The organism is Mesorhizobium sp. M1307, from assembly GCF_040318155.1.
Classification (GTDB): Bacteria; Pseudomonadota; Alphaproteobacteria; order Rhizobiales; family Rhizobiaceae; genus Mesorhizobium.
In genome coordinates, this window is record NZ_JAMYLR010000007.1 from 96,655 (window position 1) to 115,615 (window position 18,961).

Sequence of the window (18,961 nt, forward strand, 5' to 3'; positions counted from 1 at the left end):
GCCAAGAGCCCGACCGCCGCCGGCTCTGGACTTGGCCCTCAATTAGAAGCACTCTGCCCCTCAAGAGGAGACAGGGGTTGGGCAAGTCTCGCTATAATGGTCGAACCGACCAGTGGCGTAAGCTGGGGCGCGTGCGCCAACTGGCTGGCGTTCCGAAGCGGCTCGTGTTCGTGACCTTGGCCGCGATGGCAGCCTATGCGACGCAGTTCGTCATGCAACATAGCGATCCTGTGCCCGAGCTCAACGTATCAAACTGGATCGGATCAAAGCCGGCGCCGATCGCCGGTGTCGCGTCTGTCACGGATGGCGATACGATCGAGATCCACGGCCAGCGCATCCGGTTTAACGGCATCGATGCACCCGAGAGCCGGCAGTACTGCAACGACGCGAAGGGTTCTGAGTATCCGTGCGGGCGCCGTGCCGCCGAAGCGCTGGACAGTTTCTTGGCGGTCTCGAGGCCGATTCAATGCACCTTCGTCACTTGGGATCGCTACCGCCGCTTTGTGGGCGACTGCCGGCGGGCGGACGGCTCCAGTGTCGCCTCATGGATGGTCGAGCACGGCCAGGCGCTGGATTGGCCGCGCTACAGCCACGGCGCGTACGCGGAGCAGCAAGCGAAGGCAGAGGCGGCGAAGGTCGGTCTGTGGGTCGGAAGGTTTCAGGCGCCCTGGGAATGGCGGGCGGCGCACGCCGATGGCGCGACGCCCAGCCAGCCGCTTGGCCTCCTCAGCCGCAAGTTGGTCGCGCAGAACGGTTACTCATGCGAGCCGCGGCGAACGTGCAAGCAGATCAGTTCGTGCGATGAGGCCCAATGGTATCTCAGCAACTGCTCCTGGGGTGGAAAGTTGGACCGCGATAGCGACGGCGTGGCATGCGAGACGCTGTGTTAATGTGCCGAGTGCGAACGGCTGCGACTAAATGACGGCCGCGTAGTGGCGGAGTTCGGCCACGGTTTTGGTGAGCCCTTGCCGTTCGAGGGTGTCGAGGTATTCCTCTGCCGTCCTAGGAGGGTTTTTCAAGCGCGCGCGACAGCGTTGCGCCGCCACAACGACCGCAGCTGTATTCAGCCCGAACTGATGGAACAGAAATTCGTCCGGATGCAGGAGCTCTAGCTGGAACTTCGCTAGGTAGTCTCGCGGAAAGTCTTTTAGATTGAAAGTGATGATGGCGTCGCAAGCCGCGTGGATGGCGGCTGCAAGAACATGTCTGTCATCACCGTCTGGGAGCTTCAGGCCTTCGATCAGGTCCTCGTAGCCTTCGACCGAGCAGTCAGGTACAGCCTGATTCATCAGCTGCTTCGTCCGCAACAACTGCTCTGGCTTAAGGTCCTTGCGGTCCTTAAGGACGTTACGAATCCATTCGTCATGAATGCGCTCGGTCCATTTCGCACGGAACAGCCCTCCCGCTGCGAGCTCCATGAGGAAGTCTCGCAGCGGGGCTGGGTACAGTGCGCAGGCGTCAAGAATGACGGTGTAACTGGACTTCCTAATAGCCCATCCCCAAGTCTTGCGCTTGGGCAGCTAGTTCGTCCATTACACGCTGACGCTCTTCCTCAGTTGACTTGCGGAACGCATCTAAATCACGGAACTTAACTCGACGATGAGTTCCTACCATGTGGAACTTCACTTTGCCCTCCTCGAGAAGTCGAACTAGATAAGGACGTGACACGTTCAGATAGTCAGCGGCTTCCTGTGTCGTCAGTTCGGCATGGATTGGGAACAGGGTAACGGCGTTACCCTGCGCCATTTCGGTCAGCAAATGATAGAGAAGATCATTCACTGCCTTAGGAAGGCGCAGCATCTCTCCCCCATCCACTTGAACGCGCAATTCAGCGCCCTCGTGTTTGGCTCTAGAAAGATGGCGGCTGGCCTGCGCAGCCAATTCGGCGTCGTCGGCCGAAGGCAATATCGGTCGTTCGAGCAGCGTTGTCATGGTCGTCTTCCCCTGTGTTCAACGGATATAGCACCGCGAATCCACAATCGCAATATCCGAAATAACCGAAACAAGTGAACGAACCGTCACCTCTTTGGTTCCCGTTCCCGCAGGTGCCGATCTTCGCTTGCCGGAGCCACGCCCCTGACGTTTCCAACTTGCCAAAAGCCGCTTATGTGGGAAGGCAGTGTGGGATGGCCCAGAGGTCAGCCCGTGAAAAGGACGTAAGTGATTGAAAACCTTGGCGCACCCGACAGGATTCGAACCTGTGACCTCTGCCTTCGGAGGGCAGCGCTCTATCCAGCTGAGCTACGGGTGCCTTCAGGATCGGTGATCCCAAAAACGAACCAGCCGGTAAACCGGCCAGCCACGGCTTCTTAGCGGAAGCAGGCGCCGGCTTCAACGGGCAAATGGAATACCGCTTGCCTCCTCAGGCGATGCCGACGACCGATGACTCCTTGAGTGGGTCGTGGAGCCGGCCGTTTCCTTCGGCCCGAACCATCCATCCACGCTTCATTGATGATCACCCCTTGATCCTTGAGATGTGTAGCTTACGGTCCCGCCGAAAGAACAGCCTGGAATCGAGGGAATTGTATGATCACAGGTGAACTACGCGCGAAAATCGAGGCCGTCTGGAACGCCTTCTGGGCGGGTGGCATCGCCAATCCGCTCGAGGTGATTGAGCAGATCACATATCTGCTTTTCATGCGCGGACTGGACGAGGCGGAGCAGCTTGAAGAAAACCGCTCGACGCGGACAGGCCAACCTATGCGGCGGCGCATCTTCAAGGATGGCAAGGACGGTATCGGCAAGGATGGAGGCATCGCTTACGACCAGATGCGCTGGTCGCGGCTGAAGAACAGCGACGCGGGCACGATGTTCAGCACCATGTCAGAACACGTCTTTCCATTCCTGCGCACCATGGCTGAGGACGGAACCGCGCACGCGACGCATATGAAGGGCGCACGCTTCACTATTCCTTCGCCGGCGCTGCTGGTGAAGGTGGTCGACCTCATCGACAAGCTGCCGATGCAGGACCGCGATACCAAGGGCGATCTATACGAATACATGCTGTCGAAGATCGCCAGCGCGGGCCAGAACGGACAGTTCCGCACGCCGCGCCACATCATCGCGCTGATGGTGGAGATGACGGCGCCGACGCCGAAGGACATCATCTGTGATCCGGCGTGCGGCACCTGCGGCTTTCTCGTCGCTGCCGGCGAATATCTGCGTAATACTCATCCTAAAATGTTCCACGACCAGGAGAGTCGCGACCATTTCCACGAGGAAATGTTCCATGGCTTCGACTTCGACCAGACGATGCTGCGCATTGGCTCGATGAACATGACGCTGCACGGAGTCGAGGATCCCGACATCCGCTACAAGGATTCGCTCAGCCAGGAGCATGCCGGCGACGAGGACCGCTACTCGCTGGTGCTGGCCAATCCGCCCTTTGCCGGTTCACTGGACTACGAGACAACCGCCAAGGATCTGCTGTCGATCGTCAAGACCAAGAAGACCGAGCTTCTTTTCATGGCGCTGTTCCTCAAGCTGTTGAAGCCCGGCGGGCGCGCGGCGGTGATTGTGCCGGACGGAGTGCTGTTCGGTTCATCCACCGCACATAAGGCGATCCGCACGATGCTGGTCGAGGACCATCGGCTCGATGGCATCGTCAAGCTGCCGTCTGGCGTGTTCCGGCCCTATGCCGGTGTCTCAACCGCGATCGTGCTGTTCACCAAGACCAATTCCGGCGGCACGGATCACGTCTGGTTCTACGACTGCCAGGCCGACGGCTTTTCACTAGATGACAAGCGCAATGCCTTGCTGCCGGGTGAGAAGCTCGGGCCGATACCTGGCCACCGTGAAGCCAGTCATTTCGTCAACTTGACCCTGACCGAGGAGGAACTGGCGAAGAACAATCTGCCCGACATCGCCGCGCGCTGGGCCGAGCGCAACGGCGCCGAGCGCGAGCGCCCACGCACGGCGCAAAGCTTCTTCGTGTCCAAGACCGAGATCGCTGCAGCCGGCTACGATCTTTCCATAAACCGTTACAAGGAGGTGGTGCACGAGGCGCAGGAGCACCGCCCGCCGAAGGAGATTATCGCCGAGCTGAAGGCCTTGGAGAAAGAGATTGCCGAGGAGCTAGAAGAATTGGAGTCGATGCTGTGACAATACATATTGCCCGCCTCGACGAGGTCTGTGAAATCAATCCCCGCATGCCCAAGTCGATCTCCGACAGCGATATCGCCTCTTTCCTTCCCATGGCGGCAGTTTCCGAGGATGGACTGATCGACTTTGAGGAGGCGCGGGCTGTTCGGGAGGTCAAGAAAGGCTATACCTACTTCGAGCGCGGCGATGTCTTGGTGGCAAAGATCACACCCTGCTTCGAGAACGGTAAGGCGGCGCGGACGAGTGCGCTAACGAAACCCTTTGGATTCGGTTCGACCGAGTTTCATGTTCTGCGTGCTGGCAACGAAGTCGATCCTTCGTATCTTTTTCACCTGATCTGGAACTCGAAGTTCCGCGAAGTCGGCGCAAACAACATGACAGGCAGCGCCGGCCAGAAACGTGTCCCGACAGACTTTCTAAGGCGCGTCGAAATCCCCCTCCCGCCACTCTCCGAACAGCGGCGGATCGCGGCGGTCCTGGACAAGGCCGACGCACTGCGCCGCAAGCGCAAGCATACCATCGAACTGCTCGACAGCTTAATGCAGTCAATCTTTCTGGAGATGTTTGGTCCTCGCTCGACCCAAAGGGCTAGTTGGACGATTACTAAGCTCGCCGATTTATGCACGTCGAGAGCCGGCATTAAGGCTGGACCGTTTGGCTCTGCGCTAAAGAAGGAAGATTACACTTCCGCAGGTTATCGCGTATATGGTCAAGAACAGGTGATTGGAGGGTCCTTAGATATTGGAGATTACTACATATCGGAAAGCAAATTTCGCTCTTTGCAATCCTGCGCTATAGCTGCCGGCGATGTGTTGGTAAGCTTGGTCGGGTCTTTTGGAAGGGTCCTGGTCGTTCCAGAGAAACACGAAGCCGGAATTATAAATCCACGACTATTACGGCTTCGACCGGATACTCGCATGGCATTGCCAATTTTTTTAAAGGGATTGCTGAGCTCACAGCACGCCCAAGCTAGCTTACAAGCAGTTAGTCGAGGTGGGACAATGGGAATATTAAACGCCGGCATTCTAAGAGAGCTTGATGTTGTTTGTCCGCCCATAACATCACAGCTCGAGTATCAACGCCGAGTTGAAAAGCTTGAATCGCTTATGGCGGCGAGCCGCCTGGCTCTGCTTCAAGTTCTCCATATCTTCTCCTCCCTTCAATCTCGCGCCTTTTCCGGCCAGCTCTAGCGATGTCCGACTCGCTGGCCGGCAGTGATTGGACCGATCGCGAGATTGACCTGATCGTCGCCGACTATTTCGACATGCTGTCGCTGGAGCTGACGGGCCGTCCCTTCGTGAAGGCGCAGCGCAACGCGCAGCTTCAGGAGTTGATTGGCCGCAGCCGCGGTTCGATCGAATTCAAACACCAGAATATCAGCGCGGTGCTCTATCGGCTCGGCATGCAATGGATCGCCGGCTACAAGCCAATGGCCAACTTCCAGCGTGCGCTAGTCGACGGCGTCGAGCGCCATATCGCCGGCGACCCGGCGCTCTTCGAGAACCCAATAGCGACAGCGTCCGCACTCGGCTTGCTCGAGCCTCAACCAATCTTCTTCGAGGCGCCGCCTGTCACGGATTTCGAAGCGGGGCCGCCCGTGCTGGGGCGGATCGTCCGGAGGTTCGATCCTGCGCTCCGGGACGCTCGCAATCGACAACTGGGCAACGACGGAGAGGAGCGCGTCTTCTTTGCCGAACAGTCAGGCTTGCGTGTGGCAGGGCGCGACGATCTTGCCCGAAAGGTGCGTTGGGTATCAGTGGAGGATGGCGATGGCGCCGGCTATGACATCCGCTCGTTCGATCCGGCCGGCCGCGAGCGGCTGATCGAGGTGAAGACCACGAAGGGTCACAAGCAGACCCCGTTTCTGCTTTCGGAGAACGAACGGGCCTTTTCAGAGGAGCGGCCAGATGCTTTCCGGCTTGTGCGACTGTTCGATTTCGCCCGCCAACCGCGTGCGTTCGAACTCACCCCACCGCTCGACAGATCTGTGTTGCTCAAGGCTGCTATCTGGCGGGCAGAGTTCTAACGCGGCTCAGTATTTGAATCTGCTTGCGAATTCTTTCCGCTACCGTAGTTTTCAGCCATGTCCAACTTCGCCTTCCTCGCTGCCGAGTTTCCTATTGTCCACGAGGCGGCGGTTGAGGCCGAGCGGCAGGCGGCGGTATCGCCGACGGCTGCGGCGTTCTTCGCCGGCAAGACGGTCGAGCTCGCGGTCAAATGGGCGTTTCGCGCTGACCCCGGTCTGAAGCTACCCTATCAGGATAACATCTCAGCGTTGCTGCATGAGCCGAGCTTTCGCCGCGCCGCGGGTGAAGCGGTGTTCGCCAAAGCAAAATTCATCAATACGTTGCGCAATCGCGCCGTGCACGAGGAGAAGACGATCCGTCGAGGCGATGCAGCGGGCGCGGTAAAAGAGCTTTTCCACGTCTGCTTCTGGCTGGCTCGCACCTATGCTCGAAAGAACACGCCTGCGGATGGGCTGGCGTTTGACGCATCGGTTCTGTCGCGGCGGGACGAGACACTGAAGAAAGCCTTCGCGCATCTGAAGGCGCAGCAGGAGTTGCTCGACGCGAAGAACGGCGAGCTGACCAAGCTGCTTTCAGACAAACAGAACCTCGACGCCGAATTGCAGCGCCTGCGCGCCGAGGTGGCGGCGGCCCGCCGTGCGGCCGAGGCGACGCCTTCCGCGCATGACTACAACGAGGCTGAAACCCGCGACCGCTACATCGACCTGTTGCTGCGCGAGGCCGGTTGGGCGCTGGACAGGCCGGAAGATCTTGAGTTCCGCGTCGAGGGCATGCCGAACAACGAGGGCGTCGGCTTTGTCGACTATGTTCTGTGGGGCGCCGACGGCAAGCCGCTCGGCCTTGTCGAGGCCAAGCGCACGCGCAAGGATGCCCGGCAGGGTCAGCAGCAGGCTAAGCTCTACGCCGACCGCCTGGAAGCGCGCTATGGCCAGCGGCCTGTCATCTTTTATTCGAACGGCTATGAGCACTGGATCTGGGACGATCAGACATATCCACCGCGCCAGATTGGCGGCTTCTACAAGCGGGACGAGTTAGAATTGATCATCCAACGCCGCGCAAGCCGCAAGTCGATAAGCTCAGAGGCGATCAATCGCCGCATAATCGAGCGTCCATATCAGCACCGAGCCGTCAGGGCTATTGCACGTAGCTTTGAAAAGGATGGCGAGCGGAAGGTGCTGCTGGTAATGGCGACCGGCTCAGGCAAGACGCGCACAGTTATCGCGCTGGTCGACCTGCTAATGCGCGCCGGTTGGGTGAAGCGCGTGCTGTTCCTCGCCGACCGCGTCGCACTGGTCAACCAGGCGGGAGGCGCGTTCAAGGCGCATCTGCCGGACTCAGCGCCCGTCAATCTCGTCACCGAACGGACCAGCGAGGGCCGCGTCTTTCTGTCGACCTACCCGACGATGATGAACTTGATCGACGGAAAGGCCGACGAAAAGCGCAAATTTGGCCCGGGTCACTTCGACCTGATCGTCATTGATGAGGCGCATCGCTCTGTCTACCAGCGCTACCGAGCGATCTTCGAATATTTTGACAGCTTCCTCGTCGGGCTGACGGCGACGCCCAAGGACGAGATCGACCACAACACCTATTCGCTATTCGATCTCGAAGACGGTGTGCCGACCGATGCCTACTCGCTAGACGAGGCAGTGGCCGATGGCCATCTGGTGCCGCCCAAGGCGATTTCCGTGCCGCTGAAAATTGTGCGTTCAGGCCTGCGCTACGACGATCTGAGTGATGAGGAGAAAGACCGTTGGGATATGCTGGAATGGGGCGAGGAGGAGATCCCCGACAGCGTCGATGCCGCGGAGGTCAATAAGCGGCTGTTCAACACGGACACCGGCGATCTCGTTGTCGCGCACCTGATGACCAACGGCATCAAGGTCGAAGGTGGCGACCGCCTCGGCAAGACCATCATCTTCGCCAAGAACCAGGCACATGCGTTGTTCATCGAGGCGCGATTCAACGCGGCCTATCCGAACCTCGCCGGCCACTTTGCCCGCGTCATTACCTATGAAAGCGGCGCGTACGCGCAGACACTGATCGACGATTTTTCGAAGAAGACGAAGGCGCCTCACATCGCTATCTCGGTCGACATGCTCGATACGGGCATCGACGTCCCCGAAGTGGTCAATCTTGTCTTCTTCAAGCAGGTGCGCTCAAAAACGAAATTCTGGCAGATGATGGGGCGCGGCACCCGGCTTTGTCCGGACCTTTTCGGACCTGGCCAGGACAAGGAATTCTTCCGTGTTTTCGACTACTGCCAGAATCTCGAATTCTTCGGCGCCAATCCGGAACTGAAGGAAGCAAGCTCTGCGAAATCGCTGTCTGAACGGCTGTTTGCGGCGCGGCTCGATCTGGTGCGTGCGCTCGATGAAAAGAAACAAAGGTCCGATGGCCTGGCTGAGGATCCTACGCCTTTCAAGGTCCCGGACGGTGTCGCCGCGCCGCCGACCGAGGAGGATATCAGAACCGATGCAGTTGACGTTCTGCGCGACACCGTAGCTGGGTTGAATCTGGACAACTTCATTGTGCGCCAACGTCGTCGCGCGGTGGACAAGTACCAGAAGCCGGAAGCCTGGATTGCGATCGACGACGAGAAGCGAAAGGAACTCGTTGACGAGATTGCACCTCTGCCGTCGGCGAAGCAGTTCGGAACCGAGGAAGCCAAACGGTTCGACCTGTTGATGTTCTCGCTGCAGCTCGCGCTGCTGAAGGGCTCCAGGCGCTTCAGCACCTTGAAAAAGCAACTCCTCGAGATCGCGTCAGCGCTGGAGGACCAGACTGGCATTCCGGCAATTGCTCATCAGGCCGCCTTGATCGAGGAGATTCAGACGGACATCTGGTGGGAAGGCGTCAGCGTTCCTTTGCTAGAGCTGGTCCGTTTACGGCTGCGTGATCTCGTCCAGCACATCGAGAAGGGCCGGAAAGCGATGGTCTATTCCGATTTCGCCGACGAGATCGGCGAGGGCCTGGAAATCGACCTGCCCCAAGTAGGCGAAGCCGACTTCGCTCGCTTCAAGCAAAAGGCACGCCACTTTCTCAGGAAGCATGAGGACCATCTCGTCCTGCACAAATTGAAACAGGGAAAGCCGCTAACGATTCGCGACCTAGCCGAGCTGGAGAAGATGCTGCTCGACGCCGGCATTGGTGACACCAGCGACATCGAACGTGCCCGAGAGACGAGCCATGGCTTCGGTCGCTTTGTGCGTTCATTGGTTGGACTAGACCGCGCAGCCGTTTCAGAGGCCTTTGGCGAGTTCCTGTCTGCGGGCACAGCGTCTGCCGCACAGATCGAGTTCGTAGGCATGATCATCGAGCACCTGACCGACCAGGGCACGATGGATCCAAGCCTGCTCTATGAGCCGCCCTTCACCGACGTCGCGCCTACTGGACCTGAGCAGGTCTTTGACGAGGACCGTGTGATGAGGCTCGTCAACCGCATCCGCGAAATCAGCGACACCGCAGTAGCAGCCTTGGGATAGACACCGTCCCGTCCGGCGCCACCGCCTGCTCATTCGGTCACGGTAAGCACCGCCTTGCCGCTGATGCTGCGCTGCCGCAGCGCGTCGAGGGCTTGGCCGACGTCCCGCCACGGCACGGTCAGGACCACACGCGTTTCGAGCCGGCCGGCTGCGATCAGCGCGAGCAGCGAGGCGATGTCAGCGCCAACCTCCGGACCGGAGGCGTAGTAGGCGAAGGTCTGCAGCCGAGCGCCTTCGTGCCCCGGAACGAACTGGCGGAAGCCGATGGGCGTGAGTTCGCCGCTGCTCGAGCCGAACATGACGACTGTCCCGCCGGGCGCGATCCGTTCGATCGCGTGGGCGAGGCTATCGCCGCCCACCGATTCGGTAATCAGCGAGAACAGTCCTTCGGTCAGCTCGATCGTTTCGACGACCCGCTCGGCTCCGAGGCCGCGGAGATCGTCGGCATGCCGTTCAGCGGCGACCGCCACCACCGACGCGCCCTGCTGGCGGGCGATCTGGATCTGGAAACGGCCGACCGCGCCGCTTGCGCCGGTAATCAGGACCCGCTGGCCGGCCAGGTCGCCGCCGAGGCGCAGGGTCCGCAGCGCGGTCGTGCCCGCGACCGGAACAGTGGCGGCGGAGACAAAGCTGACGTCGTCCGGCAGGACGGCGAGGTGGTCGGTCGGAACGGCGACCCGTTCGGCCCACCCGGCCTCGTCGACCAGAGCCGCAACCCGGGCGCCGACGGCCGGCCCGGAGCCGTCGGCCGCGGCGCGCTCGACAATTCCGGCGACGTCCTGGCCAGGCACCCAGCCGTTCGGACGGATGTTGAGCAAGCGCAGTTCGCCGCGGTTCAGCGAGACTGCCCGGACCGAGACCAGCGCCTCATGCGGGGCGGGCTCGGGCTCACCAAGCTCGGCGAGCCGCAACCCGGTGGCGCTGTCGGAAGATGTGACCAAGGCGAGCATTGGTATCGTCCCTTCTTGCTGCGTGGCGGACGCCAGCCTGTTTTCGTGCGCCGGGCTTGTTGGTCCGACGTTCAGAACGCAAGCAGGGCATGACTAAATGGAAGTCCGCCTGTCGGCTTCTGAGTTACTCATCCCTAAACTATCGACTTTCCTGTTTGAGTAATTTAGATATCTTGGCAGTCGATCGCTAAAAACAGTCAATGTGAGACAGCCGCTCCGCTACCCCTGGCCTTTCGATCCGGATGACGTCCTCGCCCCGGCAATCGCCGTGCGCGTTGACGTTACCGAAACCGGGGCGGAGGTGCCGGACCACCACCACCGCAAGGGGCAACTCGTCTTCGCGCTGGGCGGCGGCGTCACATGTCGCGTCCCCAGCGGTCTGTGGATGGTGCCGCCGCATTGCGCGGTGTGGATTCCCGGCGACATGGAGCACAGCAATATCGCGACCGCCAATGCCCGGATTTTCTTCGTCTATATCGAACCGGGAGCTGCCGACCTGCCGGACCGGTGCTGCACGCTTTCGATCACGCCGTTGCTGCGCGAGCTCATCATAGAGCTGACGGATCGCGTTGAGGACGATGACGCGAGGGGCGAGCTCCTGACCAGGGCTCTGCTCACCGAACTGCCGCGCATGCCTGTCCAGCAGCTGCATTTGCCGATCTCGTCCGAGCCGCGCTTGAGGCGCATCGCGGCGGCGTTGGCGCAAGATCCTGCCGATCGCAGCACCCTGGCGGAATGGGCCAGTCGCGTCGCGCTCAGCGAGAGCAGTCTCGCACGTCTCGTGGTGAAGGAGACAGGGCTGACCTTCGGGCGCTGGCGCCAGCAACTGCACCTGATCGTCGCAATGCGCGAGCTGGCCTCCGGCGCCAGCGTGCAGCAGGTTTCGGCCGATCTCGGTTACGAATCGGTCACCGCCTTCATCACCATGTTCAAGAAAGCGCTTGGCAAGCCGCCGGCAAAGTATCTCAGCAGTGTCGCGCAAAACGGCGGCTCTGCGTTTGTCGCCTGAACCCGCACGCGGTCAACACTCGGACTTCAACTATCACTGCTCCTCGGCATACAGCAGCCGCGTCTTTGCCTCGGAGGTCGGCAACAGGCTGCGCTGGATCAGCGCCTCGACGTGGTCGTTGCGCTGGCGCGCGCTGTCGGCGCCCATCACCACGATGATCAGCCTGTGCCCCTCCGCATTATAGGAGGTGACGATGTTGAAGCCCGAAGCCCTGATGTAGCCGGTCTTGATGCCGTCGACCCCGCGCACCCGGCCGAGCATGTCATTGTGGCCCCGCACCAGCCTGCCGCGGAACATGAAGTCGCTTTCAGAGAAATAGTGGAAATGCTGCGGGAAGCGGGCGTGCAGCGCCATGCCGAGCACCGCCATGTCGCGCGCGCTCGTGTGCTGGTCGCCGTCCGGCAGGCCCGAGGCGTTGCGGAACACGGTGCTGCTCATGCCGATCTGGCGCGCCTTGGCGGTCATCATGCCGGCGAACGCCTCTTCGCTGCCGCCGAGATATTCGGCAACGGCGACCGCCACGTCATTGGCCGATTTGACGATGATGGCGCGGATCGCCGAATCGACGTCGATGGTCTCGCCGCGCCTGAACCGCAGCTTGGTCGGCGGCTGCCGGGCGGCGTTGTCCGACACCGGGATTTGCGTCTCCTTGCTGATGCGGCCCTGGTCCAGCGCCTCGAACAGGAGGTAGAGCGTCATCATCTTGGTCAGCGACGCCGGATAGCGCGGCGCCGTCGAGTTGACCTCGAACAGCGTCTTGCCGGTGCCGGCATCGATGACCATGGCGGCATATTTCTGCGGCGGCGCCGGTACCGCCAGCACGCTGTCGGGCGGCGTGACAGTCGTGCAGCCGGCAGCAAACAGCAGCAGCGCCAGCACAGCGACGCATTTGTGGATGGACGAAAAGAACCGGAAGGCGGACAAGTCAGTTCCGAAGGCAGGCAGTTTCTGAGACGAGGCGAAGCTATCTTAACGCAAAGGCACAGTCCATTTGGTTAATATCGGTCTGGCCCTCGAACGGTGCCCTGTCCACAGGCCGACGTGGCGCCGCCTGATGTGAATTGCCGGCCACCGCGCTTGCGCAACCGGCGGCGAGTGGGCTTTGCTGGCGCCGACAGAATCGGGCCGCCAGAATCGGGCTGAATCGGTAGGTGCACATGGATACGGTCACGATCACGGCGAAGGGCATTTCGGTATCGGTCGATCTTGCCGTCGGCCATCTCGCCGACATGACGGTCGATATCGATGGCCGCCGGCTGAAGCCGCTGCATCGCGCACCCTGGGTCGGCGAGCCGCGCGAGATGCTGCCGAAAGACCTGCCCGAAGGGACGGTCCACCTGTCCGGCGATTTCCTCTGCGCACCCTTCTCGATCAGCGACGTCGAAGCGGCACCTTTGCATGGCTGGCCGGCAAATAGTCGCTGGGACGTCGTCGACAGCGCGGCAACCGCCGACGGCTGGCGCGCCGTCTTCCGCCTGCAGCGCCCGGTCATGGGCGCAACCGTCGACAAGATCCTGACCTTGCGCGACGATCATCCCTTTCTCTATCAGGAGCACGTCTTTTCCGGCGGCGCCGGCGCCATTCCCGTCGCCCACCACCCGATGACGGTGATGACGGCCGGCGGCAGGCTAGCGTTCTCGCCGAAGCGCCTTGCCGCAACGCCGAGTGAGGCGCCGGAGCCCGATCCGGCCCGCGGCCGCTCGTTGCTCGCCTACCCGGCGCGAACCGCCGACCTGACGCGCTTTCCCGCTGCCGACGGCGGCACGATTGACCTGACCACCTATCGCATGGACCAGCTGCGTGAGGACTTCGTCACGCTGGTCGAAGCCGACCATGGCGGACCGGGCTGGACGGCGCTGGCGCGCCAGGCGGAAGCCGACCTCGTGCTGGTGCTGAAGAACCCGGCCGAACTGCCGGTCACCATGCTGTGGGTCAGCAATGGCGGGCGCGACTATGCGCCGTGGAGCGGCCGCCACCGCGGCGTGCTCGGCATCGAGGACGGCCGCACGGCCGTCGGCCACGCCGCATCGCTCGGCGACAATTGGCTGAAGCGCGAAGGCGTGGCGACCGCCTTTGCCCTTTCCGAAGGGCGCCGCTTTTCGTTCCGCCATGTCATCGGCGCGCTGCCTTGGCCATCCGGCGAGCCGCCGCACGACGTCACGACCTCGCCGGGCCGCATGCGCATCCTGGCGGCTGACGGTGCCGTGCGCGACATCGGCTTCGACGGCGATTTCCTGCGGATCGGTCAATCCAGGCCCGATTGAAGGCTTGGCACAATCCGGCGTTTGAAATTTCCGAAAACTGCCGCCAAAATGCGCCAGAACCACCGTAAGGGGGCCAATGTCAGAAATCGCCCATATCGCTGCTGCCATTTTCAAGCGCGCCGGCAAGGCGCCGCGCTTCATCGTTGCCATTGCCGGTCCGCCCGGCGCCGGCAAGTCGACATTGTCGGCAGGCTTGCACGACCTGCTGCCGGAAGGCACGGCGGAAGTCGTGCCGATGGATGGCTTCCATTACGATGACGTCGTTCTCGATCGACGCGGCCTTCGCGCGCGAAAAGGTGCTCCGGAAACCTTTGATTTTGCCGGCTTCGAAGCGCTGCTGAAGCGCATCCGCGCCGGCGAGCCGGATATCGCCATCCCGGTCTTCGACCGCAGCATGGAGCTGTCGCGCGCCGCCGCTGCAATTGTCGCCGCCGACACCAAATTCATCCTGGTCGAAGGCAATTATCTGCTGCTCGACGAGGAACCCTGGACGCGGCTGGCGCCGCTGTTCGACTTCTCGATCTTCGTCGATGTGCCGCGCGCCGAGCTCGAGCGCCGACTGCTGGCGCGATGGCACGAGCACGGCCGCTCCGACGAGGACGCGCGCGCCTGGATCGCCTCTAACGATATGCCGAACATCGACCGCGTGCTTGCCCGTCGGCGGCCCGCCGACCTGGTGGTCGGCGACCTGGCCTGACTTGCAAGGAACCGCCCGGCCGGAACCTTGACAGTTTCAGGCCGTTATCCCGGACACGGCAATTGTGCCCATGAGGGAACCGTTCGATGGAAACCATGGCAAGAAAGCCTGCGCCCGCCAAGGGCAGGGCAACACGATCAAAAGCCACTCGAGTGAAAACCAGCGCCGGCCCGGCAGCAGCGGCCCGCTCCAAGGATGCGGCAAAGCCCAGCTTTGGCAAGGCGGTGCCGAAAAAGGTGATGCCTGCCGCGGCCAAAGCCGCTGCACCCAAGCCCAAAAGATCGGCAAGCAGCAGAGGATCGATCGCAGGCAGCGCAATGCGCACTGTTAAAGCAACGGCCAATGTCGCCGCCGGTGCCGTGCTTGCCACCGCCAAAGGTGCGGCGTCGCTTGCTGCTTCCGTAGTCGGCAAGGGCGGCTCAAAGCCCCGGACCAAGGCAAAATAGCCGAGCGGAATCGACGTAAGATCAGTTTCTGGCCGGAATGGTGAGGCCCCTCTGCACCGCCGGTCGGGCGAGGCCACGCTCCAGCCATGCGCCCACGCTGGGGAAATCGTCGAAACCGACGAGTTCCCGCGCCTCGTAGAAGCCGATCAGATTGCGCACCCACCCAAGCATCGAAATATCGGCGATGGTGTAATCGTCGCCCATGATCCAGCTGCGGCCCTTGAGCCTCGTTTCGAGGACGCCGATCAGCTCGCGACTCGTCGCGATAACGTTCCAGCGGGCGCTTGTCGGCGATTTCGCGCCCGGCGAATTTGTGGAAGAATCCGACTTGGCCGAACATCGGCCCGATCGAAGCCATCTGGAAGAACACCCACTGGATCGTCTCATAACGCAGCGTCGCGTCTGCCGGGACCAGCTTGCCGGTCTTGTCGCTGAGGTAAAGCAGGATGGCGCCGGATTCGAACAAGCCGATCGGCTTGCCGCCCGGGCCGTCCGGATCGATCATCGCCGGTATCTTGCCGTTCGGGTTCAAAGACAGGAATTCCGGGGTCCAGCTCTCGTTCTTGCCGATATCGACGGCATGCGGCTCGTAAGGCAGGCCAAGTTCCTCCAGCGCGATCGATATCTTCACCCCGTTCGGCGTCGGAAACGAATAAAGCTGGATGCGGTCGGGGTGGCTCGCCGGCCAGCGTCTGGCAATCGGAAACGCGGACAGATCGGTCATCGAAACTCCTGGTAGGGACCGCGCCGAGCGGCACGGTCATGGCGGGTCGCAGAGAGTTAGGCGCGACGCCTGGCGCGATCAATATGCGCATGGAAAGTTGCGCCGGCCCCGGTGAAGGACCGCAAGGGGTGCGGTCACACGGCCTTGACCGCCAGCACCGCATTGGTGCCGCCGAAAGCGAAGCTGTTGCTGATCGCGGTGCGCACGGTGCGTTCGCGCGCCACGTTCGGCGTGATGTCGAGATCGCAGTCGGCGTCGGCTTCCCGATAATTGGCGGTCGGCGGCACGATGCCTTCGCGGATCGCCATCACGCAGGCGATCATTTCCAGCGCGCCGGAGGCGCCGAGGCAGTGGGCGTGCATCGATTTGGTCGAGGACACCGAAAGCTTGTAGGCATGGCCGCCGAACACGCGTTTGATCGCCGCCGTCTCGATCTGATCGTTGGCCTTGGTGCCGGTGCCATGCGCGTTGAGATAGTCGACGTCCTCGGGATTGAGCCCGGCATCGACGAGGCAGAAGCGCATCGCCGCCTCAGGCCCTTCGATGGTTGGCGCGACGATATCGGAGGCGTCGGCGGAAAGGCCGACGCCGGCGATTTCGGCAAGGATGGCGGCGCCGCGCGCCATGGCATGCTCATATGTTTCCAGCACCACCATGCCGGCGCCTTCGCCGAGCACGAGCCCCTGGCGGTCGGCCGAAAACGGCCGGCAGGTGTCCGGCGACAATACCCGCAGGGCCTCCCAGCCCTTGAGGACGCCCCAGACCAGCGGCGCATCGGTGCCGCCGGCGACCATGACGTCGGCCCGGCCGAGCCTGATCTGATCGACCGCCGAGGCAATGGCGTGGTTGGATGACGAGCAGGCAGAGGTGATGCCGAACACCGGCCCGCGCAGACCAAGATTCATGCTGACATGGCCGGCTGCAGCGCCCGGCATTACTTTCGGGACGGTGAAGATGCCGGCGCGGTTCTTGCCTTCGAGCAGGATGGCGCGATAGTTCTCTTCGATTGCCTCCCAGCCGCAGACGCCGACGCCGACGATGGTGCCCATCCGGTAGGTGTTGGCCGCGTGCGGGTTCAATCCCGCCTGCTGTGCCGCCTCCCGCGCGGCGATCGTCGCCAGAAGGCTGAAGCGGTCCATCGACACGACCTGCTTGCGGTCGATGCCGTGCTCGGGAAGCGCCTTGATTTCGCAGCCGACCTTGACCTTCAGATCATGCAGCAGCGGATTGTCGATCGCGCCGATTGCCGAACGGCCGGCGCGCATTTCATTCCAGATTGCCGATGCATTGGTGCCGAGCCCGCATAATCCGCCGATGCCCGTGATGACGACGCGCTTGTGCATTCAGTCAGGCTTTTTTCGCGATCAGCGCGCGAACCGCCTCGACCATGTCGCCGACATTCTTCAGATTGCTCCAGGCATCGACAGTGTTCATCTCGATTTCGATGCCATACTCTTCCTCGAGATCGAAGATGATCTCCGTCAGTTCCAGCGAATGGATGCCAAGGGCGGTCAGTTCGGTACTGGTGGTGATTTCCTCGCCGCCCGGCTCGGCATGAGCCTTGATCTTGGCGATGATATCGTTTGCCAGCTGGTCAGCCATTCGGTTTCTTCCCCAACTCTGTCGTTTCCCGACGCCAACTGATCAGCGCCCCTTTTGTCCTCGATTACGTCGTCATCGTCGCCTTTTACCCCCGCCAGGCGCCGGTGACCGTACCAAGGTGGCTCCCTCTATAGAAACCGAAACGCTGTCAAGCAACAAGCTATATATCGACAAAGCCGCCGCAGTGCTTAACGTTGGTGTCGTGGATACGATCGCATATAGCTTGACTTCAGTGCCGCCGGCCCAGCGTGTTGCCGGCGTCGCGCGGCTTGGCTGCGACTGGAACGGAGGCCGCACGCGTCTTCGGCGTCTGTACCAGGACGGTTCGGCCAAGATCCGCATGCCGGCGGTCTCGGCCGATCCGCTCGAAGCCGTCCTGATCAACACCGCCGGTGGGCTGACCGGTGGCGACCGTCTCGCCTGGGAGGTCGATGTCGGTGCCGGCGCCTCCGCAACCATAACAACGCAGGCCTGCGAGAAAATCTATCGCGCCGCATCCGACCGCGCCGAAGTGCGGGTGCAGCTGACTGTCGGCGAAGACGGCCACATTGCCTGGCTGCCACAGGAAACCATCGTCTTCGACCGCTCGGCCTTTGCCCGCAGCCTTGACGTGGAGCTTGCCACCGGAGCCGAGGCGCTGATCCTGGAGGCTACCGTCTTCGGCCGCCTGGCCATGGGTGAACGGGCTTCGCAAGGCCATTTCCACGACCGCTGGCGCGTCCGCCAGGACGCGGCGCTGGTCCATGCAGAGGAGTTCCGCATCGGCCCGGACATTGCGGCGACCTTGAACCGTCCCGCAGCGGCCGGCGGTGCCGTCGCCGTGGCGACGCTGCTGATGCTGTCGCCACGGGCAGAGGCTTTGCTCGAGCCGGCCCGGGGCATAGTCGGCGGCCAGGGCGGCGTCAGTTTCTGGAGCGTGCGGAAATCTGGCAAGCTTCTTGCGAGGCTGTTCGCTGAGGACGGCTACCAGCTCCGCAAGCGGCTGGTGCCGCTTGTCGAATTGCTCAACGGACGGGCGGGCCTGCCCAAATTATGGTCACTCTGATTTCGATTGTGCCACCGCAGGAAAAAGCATGAATCTGACGCCGAGGGAGAAAGACAAGCTGCTGATCGCCATGGCGGCGATCGTGGCCCGCAAGCGGCTCGAACGCGGCGTCAAGCTCAATCATCCGGAAGCGATCGCGCTGATCACCGATTTCGTCGTCGAGGGTGCCCGCGACGGCCGCGCGGTCGCCGAGCTGATGGAGGCCGGCGCCCATGTCGTCACCCGGGCCCAGGTGATGGAAGGCATTGCAGAAATGATCCACGATGTGCAGGTCGAGGCGACGTTTCCAGACGGCACCAAGCTGGTGACCGTGCACGAGCCGATCAGATAACACCGGCAAGGAGAGGAAAATGCTTGAGCTGCGTCCCAACTGCGAGTGCTGCGACAAGGATCTGCCGCCCGATGCGACGGATGCGGTGATCTGCACCTTCGAATGCACCTTTTGCGCCGACTGCGCACAAAACGTGCTCGGCGGCGCCTGTCCGAATTGCGGCGGCAACTTCTCGGCCCGCCCGATCCGTCCGGCAGCGCTGCTGAAGAAATATCCGGCCTCCACCAAGCGCGTCCTCAAGGCAGAGGGCTGCGCTCCGGCCCGCAAGGCGGCGTGAGAG

General features: G+C 62.0%; 20 protein-coding genes, 1 tRNA gene and 1 pseudogene. 13 read left to right on the forward strand and 9 right to left on the reverse strand.

Annotated features, from left to right (window positions below):
- Positions 1-77: 77 nt before the first annotated feature.
- On the forward strand, positions 78-890 hold the full coding sequence (locus tag NKH16_RS11425) for a thermonuclease family protein (protein WP_352899400.1): 813 nt from the start codon (positions 78-80) through the stop codon (positions 888-890).
- A 24-nt stretch (positions 891-914) separates the two neighbouring features.
- Here NKH16_RS11425 and NKH16_RS11430 read toward each other — a convergent pair whose 3' ends face one another.
- The 3 genes from NKH16_RS11430 to NKH16_RS11440 form a co-directional block, all read right to left on the reverse strand.
- Positions 915-1,520 carry a VapC50 family PIN domain-containing toxin gene (locus NKH16_RS11430; RefSeq protein WP_352899529.1) on the reverse strand — a complete coding sequence of 202 codons (606 nt, stop codon included), beginning with the start codon at positions 1,518-1,520 and terminating at the stop codon, positions 915-917.
- Complete coding sequence (locus NKH16_RS11435) at positions 1,486-1,932, reverse strand: helix-turn-helix domain-containing protein (protein ID WP_352496483.1); 447 nt, start codon at positions 1,930-1,932, stop codon at positions 1,486-1,488. The genes NKH16_RS11430 and NKH16_RS11435 overlap by 35 nt, the downstream gene beginning before the upstream one ends.
- 242 nt (positions 1,933-2,174) lie before the next feature.
- Positions 2,175-2,251, reverse strand: a tRNA-Arg gene (locus tag NKH16_RS11440).
- A 275-nt stretch (positions 2,252-2,526) separates the two neighbouring features.
- On the opposite strand from NKH16_RS11440, the gene NKH16_RS11445 reads away from it, so the two are divergent.
- The 4 genes from NKH16_RS11445 (at position 2,527) to NKH16_RS11460 (ending at position 9,613) form a co-directional block, all read left to right on the forward strand.
- The gene (locus NKH16_RS11445) at positions 2,527-4,101 is read left to right on the forward strand and encodes a type I restriction-modification system subunit M (RefSeq protein WP_352899403.1); all 1,575 of its coding nucleotides are present in this window, start codon (positions 2,527-2,529) and stop codon (positions 4,099-4,101) included.
- Positions 4,098-5,291 carry a restriction endonuclease subunit S gene (locus NKH16_RS11450; RefSeq protein ID WP_352899405.1) on the forward strand — a complete coding sequence of 398 codons (1,194 nt, stop codon included), beginning with the start codon at positions 4,098-4,100 and terminating at the stop codon, positions 5,289-5,291. Before NKH16_RS11445 ends, NKH16_RS11450 begins: the two co-directional genes overlap by 4 nt.
- A 74-nt stretch (positions 5,292-5,365) precedes the next feature.
- Positions 5,366-6,127: a protein NO VEIN domain-containing protein gene (locus tag NKH16_RS11455; RefSeq protein ID WP_352899408.1), complete on the forward strand. Its 762-nt coding sequence runs from the start codon at positions 5,366-5,368 to the stop codon at positions 6,125-6,127.
- A gap of 57 nt (positions 6,128-6,184) precedes the next feature.
- A complete protein-coding gene (locus NKH16_RS11460) occupies positions 6,185-9,613 on the forward strand; it encodes a DEAD/DEAH box helicase family protein (RefSeq protein WP_352899411.1) in 3,429 nt (1,142 codons plus the stop codon).
- Between the two features lie 29 nt (positions 9,614-9,642).
- On the opposite strand, the gene NKH16_RS11465 is transcribed toward NKH16_RS11460, so the two are convergent.
- Positions 9,643-10,563, reverse strand: coding sequence for a zinc-binding dehydrogenase (locus tag NKH16_RS11465; protein ID WP_352899413.1), 921 nt, complete (start codon positions 10,561-10,563; stop codon positions 9,643-9,645).
- 202 nt (positions 10,564-10,765) lie between these two features.
- Here NKH16_RS11465 and NKH16_RS11470 point away from each other — a divergent pair, with 202 nt between their 5' ends.
- Entirely contained in the window at positions 10,766-11,572 is an 807-nt protein-coding gene (locus tag NKH16_RS11470) for an AraC family transcriptional regulator (protein WP_352474758.1), read from the forward strand.
- A 33-nt stretch (positions 11,573-11,605) separates the two neighbouring features.
- Here the strand turns inward: NKH16_RS11470 and NKH16_RS11475 are convergent, their stop codons facing one another.
- Positions 11,606-12,496 (reverse strand): D-alanyl-D-alanine carboxypeptidase family protein, encoded by an 891-nt coding sequence (locus tag NKH16_RS11475; RefSeq protein ID WP_352899416.1) that lies wholly within the window; start codon positions 12,494-12,496, stop codon positions 11,606-11,608.
- A 233-nt stretch (positions 12,497-12,729) separates the two neighbouring features.
- Here NKH16_RS11475 and NKH16_RS11480 point away from each other — a divergent pair, with 233 nt between their 5' ends.
- The 4 genes from NKH16_RS11480 (at position 12,730) to NKH16_RS11495 (ending at position 14,979) form a co-directional block, all read left to right on the forward strand.
- Positions 12,730-13,836: a hypothetical protein gene (locus tag NKH16_RS11480; protein ID WP_352836122.1), complete on the forward strand. Its 1,107-nt coding sequence runs from the start codon at positions 12,730-12,732 to the stop codon at positions 13,834-13,836.
- Between the two features lie 76 nt (positions 13,837-13,912).
- The gene (locus tag NKH16_RS11485) at positions 13,913-14,533 is read left to right on the forward strand and encodes a nucleoside triphosphate hydrolase (RefSeq protein ID WP_352539906.1); all 621 of its coding nucleotides are present in this window, start codon (positions 13,913-13,915) and stop codon (positions 14,531-14,533) included.
- A gap of 70 nt (positions 14,534-14,603) precedes the next feature.
- Positions 14,604-14,864 (forward strand): hypothetical protein, encoded by a 261-nt coding sequence (locus NKH16_RS11490; RefSeq protein WP_352539907.1) that lies wholly within the window; start codon positions 14,604-14,606, stop codon positions 14,862-14,864.
- Complete coding sequence (locus NKH16_RS11495; RefSeq protein WP_302893450.1) at positions 14,851-14,979, forward strand: hypothetical protein; 129 nt, start codon at positions 14,851-14,853, stop codon at positions 14,977-14,979. The genes NKH16_RS11490 and NKH16_RS11495 overlap by 14 nt, the downstream gene beginning before the upstream one ends.
- Before the next feature lie 21 nt (positions 14,980-15,000).
- On the opposite strand, the gene NKH16_RS35000 is transcribed toward NKH16_RS11495, so the two are convergent.
- The 4 genes and pseudogenes from NKH16_RS35000 to NKH16_RS11510 all read right to left on the reverse strand — a co-directional run bounded on the left by NKH16_RS35000 (position 15,001) and on the right by NKH16_RS11510 (position 17,305).
- Positions 15,001-15,366 carry a glutathione binding-like protein gene (locus NKH16_RS35000; RefSeq protein ID WP_502911691.1) on the reverse strand — a complete coding sequence of 122 codons (366 nt, stop codon included), beginning with the start codon at positions 15,364-15,366 and terminating at the stop codon, positions 15,001-15,003.
- Between the two features lie 97 nt (positions 15,367-15,463).
- Positions 15,464-15,703 (reverse strand): annotated as a pseudogene (locus NKH16_RS35005) (glutathione S-transferase N-terminal domain-containing protein); the annotation flags it as partial.
- A gap of 134 nt (positions 15,704-15,837) precedes the next feature.
- On the reverse strand, positions 15,838-17,046 hold the full coding sequence (locus tag NKH16_RS11505; RefSeq protein WP_352899419.1) for a beta-ketoacyl-[acyl-carrier-protein] synthase family protein: 1,209 nt from the start codon (positions 17,044-17,046) through the stop codon (positions 15,838-15,840).
- 4 nt (positions 17,047-17,050) lie between these two features.
- Positions 17,051-17,305 carry an acyl carrier protein gene (locus NKH16_RS11510; protein ID WP_023677013.1) on the reverse strand — a complete coding sequence of 85 codons (255 nt, stop codon included), beginning with the start codon at positions 17,303-17,305 and terminating at the stop codon, positions 17,051-17,053.
- A 223-nt stretch (positions 17,306-17,528) separates the two neighbouring features.
- Between NKH16_RS11510 and NKH16_RS11515 the strand changes: the two genes are divergently transcribed.
- From NKH16_RS11515 to NKH16_RS11525, 3 genes are read left to right on the forward strand one after another with little or no spacing between them, the layout of a single operon-like run.
- Positions 17,529-18,350: an urease accessory protein UreD gene (locus tag NKH16_RS11515; protein ID WP_502901512.1), complete on the forward strand. Its 822-nt coding sequence runs from the start codon at positions 17,529-17,531 to the stop codon at positions 18,348-18,350.
- A gap of 28 nt (positions 18,351-18,378) precedes the next feature.
- Positions 18,379-18,681, forward strand: coding sequence for an urease subunit gamma (locus NKH16_RS11520; RefSeq protein WP_023677011.1), 303 nt, complete (start codon positions 18,379-18,381; stop codon positions 18,679-18,681).
- Between the two features lie 19 nt (positions 18,682-18,700).
- Entirely contained in the window at positions 18,701-18,958 is a 258-nt protein-coding gene (locus NKH16_RS11525) for a DUF1272 domain-containing protein (RefSeq protein WP_352455915.1), read from the forward strand.
- Positions 18,959-18,961: the final 3 nt, after the last annotated feature.

What these genes read in the sequence shown, in the direction of transcription:
- NKH16_RS11435 (WP_352496483.1), bottom strand. Translation starts at nt 1,932, where the DNA reads ATGACAACGCTGCTCGAACGACCGATATTGCCTTCGGCCGACGACGCC.
- NKH16_RS11445 (WP_352899403.1), top strand. Translation starts at nt 2,527, where the DNA reads ATGATCACAGGTGAACTACGCGCGAAAATCGAGGCCGTCTGGAACGCC.
- NKH16_RS11455 (WP_352899408.1), top strand. Translation starts at nt 5,366, where the DNA reads ATGCTGTCGCTGGAGCTGACGGGCCGTCCCTTCGTGAAGGCGCAGCGC.
- NKH16_RS11460 (WP_352899411.1), top strand. Translation starts at nt 6,185, where the DNA reads ATGTCCAACTTCGCCTTCCTCGCTGCCGAGTTTCCTATTGTCCACGAG.
- NKH16_RS11465 (WP_352899413.1), bottom strand. Translation starts at nt 10,563, where the DNA reads ATGCTCGCCTTGGTCACATCTTCCGACAGCGCCACCGGGTTGCGGCTC.
- NKH16_RS11480 (WP_352836122.1), top strand. Translation starts at nt 12,730, where the DNA reads ATGGATACGGTCACGATCACGGCGAAGGGCATTTCGGTATCGGTCGAT.
- NKH16_RS11485 (WP_352539906.1), top strand. Translation starts at nt 13,913, where the DNA reads ATGTCAGAAATCGCCCATATCGCTGCTGCCATTTTCAAGCGCGCCGGC.
- NKH16_RS11490 (WP_352539907.1), top strand. Translation starts at nt 14,604, where the DNA reads ATGAGGGAACCGTTCGATGGAAACCATGGCAAGAAAGCCTGCGCCCGC.
- NKH16_RS11495 (WP_302893450.1), top strand. Translation starts at nt 14,851, where the DNA reads ATGCGCACTGTTAAAGCAACGGCCAATGTCGCCGCCGGTGCCGTGCTT.
- NKH16_RS35000 (WP_502911691.1), bottom strand. Translation starts at nt 15,366, where the DNA reads ATGAGACGATCCAGTGGGTGTTCTTCCAGATGGCTTCGATCGGGCCGA.
- NKH16_RS11505 (WP_352899419.1), bottom strand. Translation starts at nt 17,046, where the DNA reads ATGCACAAGCGCGTCGTCATCACGGGCATCGGCGGATTATGCGGGCTC.
- NKH16_RS11510 (WP_023677013.1), bottom strand. Translation starts at nt 17,305, where the DNA reads ATGGCTGACCAGCTGGCAAACGATATCATCGCCAAGATCAAGGCTCAT.
- NKH16_RS11520 (WP_023677011.1), top strand. Translation starts at nt 18,379, where the DNA reads ATGAATCTGACGCCGAGGGAGAAAGACAAGCTGCTGATCGCCATGGCG.
- NKH16_RS11525 (WP_352455915.1), top strand. Translation starts at nt 18,701, where the DNA reads ATGCTTGAGCTGCGTCCCAACTGCGAGTGCTGCGACAAGGATCTGCCG.